1 protein-coding gene is annotated in these 14,439 nt (G+C 76.1%); it reads left to right on the top strand.

What is annotated here, in order from left to right; genetic code table 11:
• Positions 1-28: 28 nt before the first annotated feature.
• Positions 29-14,434: a type I polyketide synthase gene (locus tag LPA42_RS04750; protein WP_228986344.1), complete on the top strand. Its 14,406-nt coding sequence runs from the start codon at positions 29-31 to the stop codon at positions 14,432-14,434.
• Positions 14,435-14,439 lie beyond the last annotated feature (5 nt).

Raw genomic sequence — 14,439 nt, 5'->3', positions numbered from 1 at the left:
ACGGCATGCCGAGTGAGGTGGGTCCACGGTGAGCAACGAGGACGAGAAGTACGTCGAGTACCTGAAGCGTACGACCTCGGAGCTGCGGCGCACCCGGCGTCGGCTGCGGGAGCTGGAGGCCCGCGACGGCGAACCCATCGCCATCGTCGCGATGAGCTGCCGCTACCCGGGCGGCGTCGCCTCGCCCGAGCAGCTGTGGGACCTCGTCCGCGACGGCGGGGACGGCATCGGCCCGTTCCCCGCCGACCGGGGCTGGGACCTGGACCGGCTGTTCCACCCCGACCCCGACCACCCCGGCACCAGCTACGTCTCCGAGGGCGGCTTCGTCTACGACGCCGCCGACTTCGACGCCGACCTGTTCGGCATCAGCCCCCGCGAGGCCCTCGCGATGGACCCGCAGCAGCGGCTGCTGCTGGAGACCGCGTGGGAGTCGTTCGAGCGGGCCGGCCTGCCCGTGGCCACCATGCGGGGCAGCCGCACCGGCGTGTTCGTCGGCGCGGCCTCGCACGGCTACGACGGGATCATGGCGCAGGCCGAGAACGGCGAGGGGCACCTGCTCACCGGCAACGCCACCAGCGTCATCTCCGGCCGCGTCGCGTACACGCTCGGCCTCGAAGGGCCGGCCGTCACCGTCGACACCGCCTGCTCCTCGTCGCTCGTCGCGATCCACCTCGCCGCCCAGGGGCTGCGCAACGGCGACTGCGAGCTGGCCCTGGCCGGCGGCGTCACCGTCATGCCCACCCCGGCGGTCTTCGTCGGCTTCAGCCGGCAGCGCGGGCTGGCCGCCGACGGCCGGTGCAAGGCGTTCGCCGCCGCCGCCGACGGCACCTCCTGGTCCGAGGGCGTCGGCATGCTGCTGCTCGCCCGGCTCTCCGACGCCCAACGCCACGGCTACCCGATCCTCGCCGTCGTGCAGGGCAGCGCCGTCAACTCCGACGGCGCGTCCAACGGGCTGTCCGCCCCGCACGGCCCCTCCCAGGTGCGCGTCATCCGCCACGCCCTCGCCTCGGCGCGCCTGTCGCCGGTGGACGTGGACGTCGTGGAGGCGCACGGCACCGGCACCCGGCTCGGCGACCCGATCGAGGCGCAGGCGCTGCTCGCCACGTACGGGCAGGGGCGGGACATGCCGCTGCTGCTGGGGTCGGTCAAGTCGAACATCGGCCACACCCAGGCCGCCGCCGGCGTCGCCGGTGTGATCAAGATGGTGCAGGCCATCCGGCACGGCGTCGTGCCGCCCACCCTGCACGTCGACGCGCCGTCGCAGCACATCGACTGGTCCGCCGGGGCCGTGGAACTCGCCACCGAGGCACGGCCGTGGCCGGCCGTGGACCGGCCCCGCCGGGCCGCCGTGTCGTCGTTCGGCGTCTCCGGCACCAACGCGCACACCATCATCGAGCAGGCCCCCTCCGCCGACGCGGCGCCTGAGGACCTCGCCCCCGCGCGGGCGCTGCCCGCCGTGCCGGTGCTGCTGTCCGCCCGCACCGACGCCGCCCTCGCCGCGCAGGCGGGCCGCTGGGCCGCCCGGCTCGACGCCGACCCCGACGCACGCCCCCTCGACGTGGCGTGGTCGTCGGCCACCTCCCGCGCTGCCCTGGACAGCCGCGCGGTGGTCGCGGCGACGGGCCGCGACGATCTCCTCGCCGGGCTGCGCGCCCTCGCCGCCGGCACCCCGGCCGGCAACGTCCTGTCCGGTACGGCCACCTCGCGCGGCCAGCTCGCCGTGCTCTTCTCCGGTCAGGGCGCGCAGCGGGCGGGGATGGGTCGGGAGTTGTACGCGTCGTTCCCGGTGTTCGCGTCGGTGCTGGACGAGGTGTGCGGGCACCTGGACCGGGCGTTGCCGCAGCCGTTGAAGTCGGTGCTGTTCGCTTCGGAGGGCTCCGCTGAGGCGGGGCTGCTGGATTCGACGGTGTTCACGCAGGCGGGGTTGTTCGCGGTCGAGGTGGCCCTGTTCCGTCTGGTGGAGTCGTTCGGTGTGGTGCCGGACTTCGTGGGTGGTCATTCGGTTGGTGAGATCGTGGCCGCGCATGTGGCGGGGGTGTTGTCGCTGGAGCATGCGTGTGCTCTGGTGGTGGCGCGGGGTCGGTTGATGCAGGCGTTGCCGGCCGGTGGTGGGATGTTGGCGGTCAATGCGGCCGAGGCGGACGTGCTGTCCTCGTTGGACGGGTTGTCGGACCGGGTGGGGATCGCCGCGGTCAATGGTCCTGAGTCCGTCGTGGTGTCGGGTGCGGTGGACGCCTTGGACGTGGTGGAGCGGGCGTGGCGGGGTCGGGGGGTGCGGACCCGTCGGTTGGCGGTGAGTCACGCGTTCCACAGTCCGTTGATGGAGCCGATGCTCGCGAAGTTCCGGGCGGTGCTGTCGCGGCTGACCTTCGCCGCGCCCGAGCTGCCCGTCGTGTCGAACGTGACCGGGGCGCTAACCGATCCTGACGAGATCCGTGGCGTCGACTACTGGGTGCGGCATGTCCGCGAGGCGGTGCGGTTCGCCGACGGGGTGGCGGCGTTGCGGGCTGCGGGGGTGGACACGTTCCTGGAGGTCGGCCCGCAGAGTGTGTTGACGGCGTTGACGGCGGAGGCGCTGCCTGAGGCTTCCGTGCTTGCGGTGGCCGCCCAGCGTCGGGATCGGCCGGAGGTCGCCGGTCTGCTGGCCGCCCTGGCGGAGCTGCATGTCAACGGGGTGTCGGTGGGCTGGCGGCCGTGGTTCGCCGACACCGGCGCGTCCCGGGTGGACCTGCCGACGTACGCGTTCCAGCACCAGCGGTACTGGCCCGAGGCCGGCGCGGTCGCCGCCGCGCAGGCCGAACACGCCGCCGGCACCGAGGGCGACTTCTGGGCCGCCGTCGAGCGCGGCGACCTGACCGAGGTGGCGTCCCACCTGGCCGTGCAGGACGATCCCGCCGCGATCGAGGCGCTCGCCCCCGCCGTACCGGTGCTGTCGTCGTGGCGGCGGGCCCGCCAGCGCGACGCCGCGCTGGACGCCTGGACCTACCGCGTCACCTGGAAACCCGTGCCCCCTGCCTTGGCCCCGACCCGGCCCCTGCCGGGCCGCTGGCTCGTCGTCACCCCCATCCTCCCCGCCGATCTTGCAGTCGCGGCCCCCGAAACGGGCGGAACGCGGCTTTTGTCGGGGCCGGAACTGCAAGATCGCGGGGTGGTGGAGGCGCTGCGCCGGGGCGGGGCCCGGGTCGAGGTGCTCGGCGTTCGCGGTGGGGTCGGGCGGGGCGAGCTGGGGGAGGCGCTGCGGCGGCTCGGGGAGCCGGGCAGCGCGGGCGGACAGGGTGCCGGCGCTGAGCACGGGGCTGCGGGGGAGCGGGGAGACGCCGGGGAATCGGGCTGGGAAGCGGGCTGGGCCGGGGTGGTCTGCCTGCTGCCCGAGCGGGACGCGCCGCTGCCGGACGCCCCCGCCGTGCCCGCCGGCACCGCGCTGCTGCTCACCCTCGCCCAGGCGCTCGCCGGCACCGGCCTGCCCGGCCGGCTGTGGTGCCTCACCCGGGGCGCGGTCTCCGTCGGCGGCGGCGAGCGGATCGCCGACCCGTCGGCCGCGGCGGCCTGGGGCCTCGGCCGGGTGATCGCCCTCGAACAGCCCGACCGCTGGGGCGGCCTCGTCGACCTGCCCGGCACCGGCAACGGCGTCGACCTGCCCGTCACCGGCAGCGGCATTGACGACGGCCGGCTCGACCGGGCGGGCGGGGACGCCCTGCTCGCCGTCCTCGCCGACGCCGGCCACGACCAGGTGGCGATCCGCCCGCAGGGCGTCCTCGGGCGGCGGCTCGTGCCCGCCGCGCCGCCGGTGGGGTCGGGTTGGCGTCCGTCGGGGACGGTGCTGGTGACCGGGGGTACGGGTGCGTTGGGTCGGCACACGGCCCGGTGGTTGCTGGCCAACGGGGCGGCCGAGGTGGTGCTCGCGTCCCGGCGTGGCGCGGACGCCCCCGGTGCCGCCGAGTTGATCGAGGAGCTGCGGGGGACCGGGGCGGTGCGGGTCGTCGCCTGCGACGTCACCGACCGGGAGGCGGTCACCGCCCTCGTCGCCGGCCTGCCCGCGCTCACCGCCGTCGTGCACACCGCCGGGATCGTCGCCGACGGCGTCCTCGACGGACTCGACGTCGACCGGATGCAGGCCGTCCTCGCCGGCAAGGTCACCGCCGCCCAAGTGCTGCACGACGCCACCGTCGGCCGGGACCTCGACGCGTTCGTGCTGTTCTCCTCCCTCGCCGGGGTCGTGGGCAGCGCCGGGCAGGGCAACTACGCGGCGGCCAACGCCTACCTCGACGCGTTCGCCGCGTGGCGGCACGCCCAGGGGCTGCCCGCCACCGCCGTCGCCTGGGGCGCCTGGGCCGCCGACGGGATGGCCGCCGCCACCGCCGCGCTCACCGCCCGGCTCACCCGGGGCGGCATCAACCCGCTGCCCGCCGCGGAGGCCGTCAGCGCCCTCGGCCGGGTCGTCAACGCCGCCGGGCCGGCCGTCACCGTGGCCGACGTCGACTGGGGACGCCTCGCCGCGTCCTGGGGGCGGCCGAACCCGCTGATCGCGGCCCTGCCCGGCGTGCCCGCCGTGGCGACCGGCCCCGTCCGGGCCGTCGTCGTCGGCCGGTCCCTGCCGCAGCTCACCGAGCTGGTGCGCACCCAGGCCGCCGTGGTGCTCGGCTACCCGGCCGGCAGGCCGCTGCCCGAGCGCACCTTCCGGGACCTCGGCTTCGACTCGCTCACCGCCGTCGAGCTGCGTAACCGGCTCACGGCCGAGACGGGCATGACCCTGCCCGCCACCCTCGTCTTCGACCACCCCACCGTCGCCGAGCTGGCCGCCCACCTGCACGGGCTGACCAACCGGCTGCCCGGCGACACCCCCGGTGACGTCGTCGCCGCCGGCACCGACACCCACCGCGAGCCCGTCGCCATCGTCAGCATGAGCTGCCGGTTCCCCGGCGGGGTCAGCTCGCCGGAGCAACTGTGGGACCTCCTCGCCGACGGCACCGACGCGATGACCCTGATGCCCGGCGAGCGCGGCTGGAACATCGCCGAGCTGTACCACCCCGACCCCGAACACCTCGGCACCAGCTACGTGCGGGAGGGCGGCTTCGTCGCCGGGGCCGGCGAGTTCGACCCCGCCTTCTTCGGCATCAGCCCCCGCGAGGCCCTCGCCATGGACCCGCAGCAGCGGCTGCTGCTGGAGGCCACCTGGGAGGCGTTCGAGCGGGCCCGGATCGACCCGACCGCGCTGCGCGGTAGCCGCACCGGCGTGTACGTCGGCACCAACGGCCAGGACTACGGCTCGCTGCTGATGGCCGCCGGGGACGTCGACGAGAACTACCTCGCCACCGGCACCTCCGCGAGCGTCATCTCCGGGCGGCTGTCGTACACCTTCGGGCTGCACGGCCCCGCCGTGACCGTCGACACGGCCTGCTCGTCGTCGCTGGTCGCCCTGCACCTCGCCGCGCAGGCCCTGCAGGCGGGGGAGTGCGACCTCGCCCTCGCCGGCGGCGCCACCGTCATGGCCACCCCCGGCATCTTCGTCGGCTTCTCCCGCCAGCGCGGGCTGGCCGCCGACGGCCGGTGCAAGCCGTTCGCCGGGGCCGCCGACGGCACCGGCTGGGGCGAGGGCGTCGGCCTGCTGGTGCTCCAGCGGCTCTCCGACGCCCGCCGCGACGGCAACCCCGTCCTCGCCATCGTGCGGGGCAGCGCCGTCAACCAGGACGGCGCGTCCAACGGGCTGACCGCCCCCAACGGGCCCGCCCAGCAGCGGGTCATCCGGCAGGCCCTGGCCAACGCCGGGCTCACCGCCGACCAGGTCGACGCCGTGGAGGCGCACGGCACCGGCACCACCCTCGGCGACCCGATCGAGGCCCAGGCGCTGCTCGCCACCTACGGCCAGGACCGCCCCGCCGACCGGCCCCTGTGGCTCGGCTCCATCAAGTCGAACGTCGGCCACACCCAGGCCGCGGCCGGCGTCGCCGGGGTGATCAAGATGGTGCTCGCCATGCGGCACGGGGTGCTGCCGCCCACCCTGCACGTCGACGAGCCCACCCCGCACGTCGACTGGTCCGCCGGCCACGTCGCGCTGCTCACCGAGGCCCGCCCGTGGGAGCCCGCCGACGGGGTCCGCCGCGCCGGGGTCTCCTCGTTCGGCATCAGCGGCACCAACGTGCACACCATCCTCGAACAGGCCCCCGAGGAGGAGCCCGCGCCGGCCTCCGCAGAGCAGGCCGCCGCGCCGGCCCGGGAGTTGCCCTGGGTGCTGTCCGGGCGCACCGCCGACGCCCTCGCCGCCCGCGCCCGCGACCTCGCCGACCACCTCGACACCGTCGCCGACGACGCCCTCGCCGACGTCGGCTGGTCCCTCGTGGACACCCGCGCCGCCCACGACCACCGGGCCGTCGTCCTCGCCGCCGACCGCGCCGGCCTGACCGCCGCGCTGGGCGCGCTCGCCGCCGGAGAATCCGCCCCGGACACCGTCACCGGCACCGGTACGCCCGGCGAGGTCGCCTTCGTCTTCCCCGGCCAGGGCTCCCAGTGGGTCGGCATGGCCGCCGAGCTCCTCGACACCGCCGGAGTCTTCGCCGAGACGTTCGCCGCGTGCGCCGAGGCCCTGCGCCCGTACGTCGACTGGTCGCCCGTCGACGTGGTGCGCGGCGCGCCCGACGCGCCGTCCCTGGAACGCGTCGACGTCGTCCAGCCCACCCTGTTCGCCGTCGGCGTCTCCCTCGCCGCCCTCTGGCAGTCGTACGGGGTCCGCCCCGCCGCCGTCGTCGGCCACTCGCAGGGCGAGATCGCCGCCGCGTACGTCGCCGGGGCCCTCAGCCTCGACGACGCGGCGGCCGTGGTCGCCCTGCGCAGCCGGATCATCGCCGGCATCGCCGGGGACGGCGGCATGGTCTCCGTCGCCACCACCGCCGACGAGGCCACCGCCACCATCGCCCGTTGGGACGGCCGCGTCGCGCTCGCCGCCGTCAACGGCCCCACCTCCGTCGTCGTCTCCGGCGACTCCGCCGCCCTCGACGAACTCGTCGCCCACTACGAGGCCCGCGAGACCCGGGTCCGCCGGGTGCCCGTCGACTACGCCTCCCACTCCGCGCACGTCGAGCCGCTGCGCGAGCAGCTGGTCGACCTGCTCGCCGGGCTGACCCCCCGCACCGGCGAGATCCGGTTCTGGTCCACGGTGACGGGCGACTGGCTCGACACCGCCGGCCTCGACGCCGACTACTGGTACCGCAACCTGCGCCAGACCGTCCGCTTCGACGAGGCGGTGCGCAGCCTCGTCGCCGCCGGCTACCAGACGTTCGTCGAGGTGAGCGCCCACCCGGTGCTCACCATGGCCGTGCAGGAGAGCGTCGAGCTGGCCGCCGCCGACCCGGGCGCGGTCACCGTCACCGGCACCCTGCGGCGCAACGAGGGCGACCTCGGCCGGTTCCACCGGGCCGTCGCCGAGGTCTTCACCGGGGGTACGCCCGTCGACTGGCGACCCGCGTACGCCGGGCTGCCCGCGCGCCGCCGCGACCTGCCCACGTACCCGTTCCAGCGGCAGCTCTACTGGCCCCGGCCCGCCGCCACCACCGCCGCCCCGGCCCCCGGCCCCGCCCCCGAGGGTGAGTCCGACGCCCGGTTCTGGGCCGCCGTCGAGAACGGCGACCTGGCCGCGCTCACCGCCGAACTCGCCGCCGCCACCGACGGCGGCACCGTGCCCGAGTCGGCGTTCGCCGACGTGCTGCCCGCCCTCACCGCCTGGCGACGCCGGCACCGCGACCAGGCCACCATCGACTCGTGGCGGTACCGCGACGCGTGGCTGCCCGTCGCTGCGGACGGCGGCGACGAGCCCGCCCTCACCGGCACCTGGTGGCTGGTCACCGGCCCGGACGGCACCGACACCGACGGCAGCGCCGCCGGACAGCAGCGGGCCGGTGCCGCGCTCGCCGCGTTCACCCGCGACGCCCTCGCCCGGCGCGGCGCGACCGTCGTACCCGTGGCCCTGGCCGCCGATCGCACCGACCGCGACGCCCTCGCGGCCCGGCTGCGCGACCTCGCCGCCACCCACCCCGCCGCCGGGATCGTCTCCCTGCTCGCCCCCGACGAGACGCCCACGCCCGCCCACCCCCACGTGCCCGTCGGCTTCGCCGCCACCGTCACCCTCACCCAGGCCCTCGGCGACGCGGGCGTCCGCGCCCCGCTGTGGGCGCTGACCAGCGGCGCGGTCTCCACCGACCCCGCCGACCCGCTGCCGCACCCGGGGCAGCAGCTCGCCTGGGGCTTCGGCCGGGTCGCCGCCCTCGAACACCCAGACCGCTGGGGCGGCCTCGTCGACCTGCCCGCCGACCCGGACGACACCACCGGCCGCCGCCTCGCCCGCATCCTCGCCGGAGCCGACGGCGAGGACCAGGTGGCCCTGCGCCGGGCCGGCGCGTTCGGCCGGCGGCTGCTGCGCGCCCCGCTCGGCGACGCCCCCGCCACCCGGACCTGGCGGCCCTCCGGCACCGCCCTCGTCACCGGCGGCACCGGCGCCCTCGGCGGGCACATGGCCCGCTGGCTCGCCGCCAACGGCGCGTCCCACCTGGTGCTGCTCAGCCGGCGCGGCCGGCAGGCCGACGGCATCGCCGAGCTGGAGGCCGAACTGACCGGGCTCGGCGCGCGCGTCACCGTGGCCGCCTGCGACGCCGCCGACCGCGACGCCCTCGCCGCCGTCATCGCCGACCTGCCCGCCGAACACCCGCTCACCGCCGTGGTGCACACCGCCGCCGTCCTCGACGACTCGGTCATCAGCTCGCTCACCCTCGACCAGGTCGACTACGCCCTCAGTGCCAAGGTCACCGCCGCGCTCAACCTGCACGAGCTGACCCGCGACCACGACCTCGACGCGTTCGTCCTGTTCTCCTCCATGGCCGGCACCGTCGGCAGCTCCGGCGTCGGCAACTACGCCCCCGGCAACGCGTTCCTCAACGCCCTCGCCGAGCACCGCCGCGGCCTCGGCCTGCCCGCCACCTCCATCGGCTGGGGGGCCTGGGGCGGCGGCGGCATGGCCGAGGGCGACTTCGGCCGGATGCTGCACCGCCACGGCGCACCCGAGATGCACCCCCGGCTCGCCGTCGCCGCGCTGCACCAGGCCGTCGAGCACGACGAGACGTACCTGACCATCTCCCACATCGCCTGGGACCGGTTCTACGTCGCGTTCACCGCCACCCGGCCCGGGCCGCTGATCGCCGAGATCCCCGAGGCGCAGCAGCTCGCCGCCAGCAAGGGCCTCGCCGAGGCGAAGGAGACCGACGAGGCCGGCCCCGCCGCCGCGTTCGGCCGGATGAGCGCCGACGAGCGCCGGGCCGCGCTGCTCGACCTGGTGCGCGGACAGGCGGCCACCGTCCTCAAGTACGCCGGCGGCGACGCCGTCGACCCGCACCACGCGTTCCGGGACCTCGGCTTCGACTCGGTGACCGCCGTGGAGCTGCGCAACCGGCTCGCCACCGCCACCGGGCTGCGCCTGCCGGTGACCCTCGTCTTCGACTACCCCACCCCCACCGTCCTCGCCCGGCACCTGCACGAGGAACTCGGCGGCGGGGCCGAAGCGGTCGCGCAGACCGCCTCCGTGTCGCTCACCGACGACGAGCCCGTCGCCATCGTCGCCATGTCCTGCCGGTTCCCCGGCGGTGCCGTCGACCCCGAACGGTTCTGGCAGATGCTGCACGCCGGCCGCGACGCCGTGTCCGACCTGCCCGGCGACCGGGGCTGGGACATCGACCGGCTGTACGACCCCGACCCCTATTCCTCCGGCACCTCCTACGTCCGCAGCGGCGCCTTCCTCTACGAGGCGGCCGACTTCGATGCGGCTTTCTTCGGCATTTCGCCCCGTGAGGCGATGGCGATGGACCCGCAGCAGCGGTTGCTGCTGGAGGCGTCGTGGGAGGCGGTGGAGCGGGCAGGGGTTGATCCGGCGGGGTTGCGGGGTTCGCGAACAGGGGTGTTCGTCGGCACGAATGGCCAGGACTATGGGGCCCTGCTCATGGTGGCCGTGGACGAGGTGGAGGGCTTCGCGGGCACGGGGAATGCCGCGAGCGTGGTGTCGGGTCGGGTGGCGTACGCGTTGGGGTTGGAGGGGCCGGCGGTGTCGGTGGACACGGCGTGTTCGTCGTCGCTGGTGGCGTTGCACCTGGCGGTGCAGGCGCTGCGGCGCGGCGAGTGCGATCTCGCGCTGGCCGGCGGCGTCACCGTGATGGCGACGCCGGGGCTGTTCGTGGAGTTCTCCCGGCAGCGCGGCCTGGCCGCCGACGGCCGCTGCAAGGCGTTCGCGGCCGGCGCGGACGGCACCGGGTGGGGTGAGGGCGTCGGGGTGCTCCTCGTCGAGCGGCTGTCCGACGCGCGGCGTAACGGTCACCGGGTTCTCGCCGTCGTACGCGGCTCCGCCGTGAACCAGGACGGCGCGTCGAACGGGCTCACCGCGCCGAATGGTCCGTCGCAGCAGCGGGTGATCCGGCAGGCCCTCGCCTCGGCGGGATTGTCGACGGCGGACGTGGACGTGGTGGAGGCGCACGGCACCGGCACCACGCTGGGTGACCCGATCGAGGCGCAGGCGCTCCTGGCCACCTACGGGCAGGGCCGCCAGACGCCGCTGCTGCTCGGCTCGGTGAAGTCGAACATCGGCCACACGCAGGCGGCGGCCGGCGTCGCCGGGATCATCAAGATGGTCCTCGCCATGCAGGAGGGCGTCGTCCCGGCGACGCTGCACGTGGACGCGCCGTCGCCGCACATCGACTGGTCTGCGGGCGCGGTGGAGTTGGCGACCGAGGCGACGCCGTGGCCGCAGACGGGTCGTACGCGGCGGTCGGCGGTGTCGTCGTTCGGCATCTCCGGCACCAACGCCCACGTCATCCTCGAACTGCCCGACGACCTGCCCGCCGCCGAGGCCACCGGCACCGACGGCCTCATCGCGGCCGACGGCACGGGCGGTCCGGGCCTGGTCGTCGCCGGGGTGACGGTGTGGCCGGTGTCGGCCCGGTCGAAGGCTGCCCTGGCCGGTCAGGCGGCCCGCCTCGCGCGGCACCTGCGCGAGCACGGCGACGTGGAGCCGGCGGCGGTCGGTTGGTCCCTGGCGACGACGCGGTCGACGTTCGACCAGCGGGCTGCCGTGGTCGGCTCGGGTGTGGAGGAGTTCCTCGCCGGGTTGGACGCGCTTGCGTCCGGTCAGCCGGCGGGCAACGTGGTCGCCGGTGTGGCGTCGGGGCACGGTTCCGGGCCGGTGTTCGTGTTCCCGGGTCAGGGTGCGCAGTCGGCACGCATGGCCGCCGGTCTGGTGGGTCGTGCGCCGGTGTTCGACGCGAAGCTGGCCGAGTGCCAGCGGGCCCTCGCCCCCCACCTCGACGTGGATCTCGTGTCGGTGCTGACCGGCGACGACGAGTCGTGGCTGGAACGGGTGGAGGTGGTGCAGCCGGTCCTGTGGGCGGTGGGCATCGCCCTGGCGGCGGTGTGGGAGCACGCGGGCGTGTCCCCGCAGGCGGTGGTCGGGCACTCCCAGGGTGAGATCGGTGCCGCCTGCGTGGCGGGGATCCTGTCCCTGGAGGACGCGGCGAAGACGGTGGCGCTGCGGTCGCGGGCGCTTGCGGTGTTGCGGGGGACCGGTGCGATGGCGTCGGTGGACCTGTCCGCCGACGCGGTCACCGAGCGTTTCCCCGCGTTCCCGGGTGTGGGTGTGGCGGCGGTGAACGGCCCGTCGACGGTGGTCGTGTCGGGTCCGCCGCAGCCGGTCGCGGAGCTGGTGGATGCGTGTCAGGCGGACGGGATCCGGGCGCGGTTGATTCCGGTGGACTACGCGTCGCATTCGCCGTCGGTGCAGGACGTGGCGGAGCGGCTGCGGGCGGATCTGGCTGACGTCGCCCCGCAGTCGGGTCGGGTCCGGCTCGTGTCGACGCTCACCGGTGACTGGGTGGATCCGGCGTCGATGACCGCCGACTACTGGTATGACAACCTGCGGCAGACCGTCCAGTTCGACGCGGCCGTGCGGGTCGCTGTTGCCGCCGGGCACACCACGTTCGTGGAGATCAGTCCGCATCCGGTGCTGACGATGCCGGTGACGGCGATCCTCGACGATGCCGGCGTCACCGGCCACACCCTGGGCAGCCTGCGGCGGGGTGACGACGACCCGGCCCGGCTGCTGACCAACCTGGCCACCGCGCACGCGATCGGCCTGCCCGTCGACCTGACGAAGGTCCTCGCCGGGGCCGGCGTGGTGCCGCTGCCCACGTACGCGTTCGACCGGGGTCGGTTCTGGCCCACGAAGGCCGAGCTGGCCGGCGCGGACGAGGCCCCGAGCGGCGTCGACTCCGCGTTCTGGGCGGCCGTCGAGCGGGAGGACCTGGCCGCGCTCGCGGAACTCACCGCGCAGGACGCCACCGACTCCCTCGAACGGCTCGGCGCGGCCCTGCCGGTGCTCGCCTCCTGGCGACGGCAGCAACGCGAGCGCTCCACCCTGGACGACCTGCGCTACCGCCCCGTCTGGCAGCCGTACACCGGCACGCCCGTCAGCTTCCTCTCCGGCGACTGGTGGGTCGTCGCCGACGAGCGCCACGCGGGGGAGGGCGAGGCGGCCGTCGCCGAGCTGACCCGCCGGGGCGCCGACGTGCGGCTGGTGCTCCTGCCCGAGGAGCTGACCGACCGGGCCGCCGTCGCCGCCCACCTGGCCGCCGCGACCGGTGACGGCGACGGCGGACGGGTCCCCGCCGACGGGGTGCTGTCGCTGCTCGCCCTCGCCGACGGCGCGGTCGACGACACCCAGCCGGTGCCGCCGTTCCTCGCCCGGTCCCTCGCCCTGGTCCAGGCCCTCGGCGACCTCGACGTGGCCGCACCGCTGTGGTGCGTCACCCGGGGCGCGGCCGGCACCACCCGGGGCGGGACGATGGACCGGCCGGAGCAGTCGCTGCTGTGGGGCCTCGGCCGGGTCGTCGCCCTGGAACACCCCGAGCGGTGGGGCGGCCTAGTCGACGTGCCGGCCACCCTCGACGACCACGGCTGGGACCTGCTCTGCGCCGTCATCGCCGGCCTCGACGGCGAGGACCAGGTCGCGGTCGACGGGGCCACGATCCTCGTCCGCCGCCTCGTTCGGGCCCCCGGCGGGACCCCCGCCGCCGACGAGCCCGACCACCGGGGCACCACCCTCGTCACCGGCGGCACCGGGGCCCTCGGCGCGGAGGTGGCCCGCTGGCTGGCCGCCCGGGGCGCCGAGCACCTGCTGCTGGTCAGCCGCCGGGGCGCCGACGCCCCGGGCGCCGCCGACCTGGTCCGGGAGCTGACCGGGGCGGGCACGCGGGTCACCGTCGCCGCCTGCGACGTCGCCGACCGCGCCGCCCTGGCGAAGCTGCTCACCGAGGTGCCGGCCGACGCGCCGCTGACCGCCGTCGTGCACGCGGCGGGCGTCCTCGACGACGGGGTCCTCGACGGGCTCACCGCCGACCGGATCGCCACCGTGCTGCGGCCCAAGGTGCTCGGCGCGCTGCACCTGCACGAGCTGACCGTCGGCCGGGAGCTGCGCGCGTTCGTGCTGTTCTCCGCCATGGCCGGGCAGCTCGGCGCGGCCGGGCAGGGCAGCTACGCCGCCGCGAACGCGTACCTCGACGCGCTGGCCGAGCAGCGGCACCGGCAGGGCCTGCCGGCCACGTCGATCGCCTGGGGACCGTGGGCGGCCGGCGGGATGGCCGCCGCCGACCCGGCCGTGGAGGAGCGCCGCCGCCGCACCGGCGTCGCCCGCCTCGACACCGCCCCCGCGCTCGCCGTGCTCGCCCACTGCGTGGCCCGGCGCGAGCCGGCGACGCTGGTGGCCGGCATCGACTGGGCCCGGTACGTGCCCGGCTTCGTCGCCGTCCGGCCCAGCCCGCTGCTCGCCGGCATCGCCGAGGCGCAGCAGGCCGCCGCCACGCGGGCCGACGACGCCGGCACGAACGCCGAGTCCCTCGCCGCGCTGCTCGCCGGGCAGACCGACGCCGAGCGGCGCAAGACCCTCCTCGATCTGGTACGCGGCCAGGCCGCCGCCGTGCTCGGGCACGCCTCGATGGACGCCGTCGAACCCGACCGGGCGTTCCGGGAACTCGGCTTCGACTCGCTGACCGCCGTGGAGTTGCGCAACCGGCTCACCGTGGCGACCGGCGTCCGGCTGCCCGCCACGGTCGTCTTCGACTACCCGACCGCCGCCGGCCTCGCCGAGTACGTGCGGGCGGCGATCGTCGACGGCGGGGTGGTCGGCGTCGCGCCGGTCTTCGGGGAGCTGGACCGGCTGGAGGCGGCGCTCACCGGCTCGGCACCGGACCGCAGCGCCCGGATCCGGATCACCGAGCGGCTGCGAGCCCTGCTGGCCTCCCTCAACGCCGACGACGCCCCGGCGGGCGCGGGCGGGGACACCGTCGCCGGGAAGCTCCAGGACGCCACCCCCGACGAGGTCTTCGACTTCATCGACCGGGAGCTGGGGGTGTCCTGACGTGA

It is taken from the genome of Micromonospora sp. DH13 (assembly GCF_020873825.1).
Taxonomy (GTDB): domain Bacteria; phylum Actinomycetota; class Actinomycetes; order Mycobacteriales; family Micromonosporaceae; genus Micromonospora; species Micromonospora haikouensis.
This window is presented reverse-complemented; position numbering and strand designations above follow the sequence as displayed.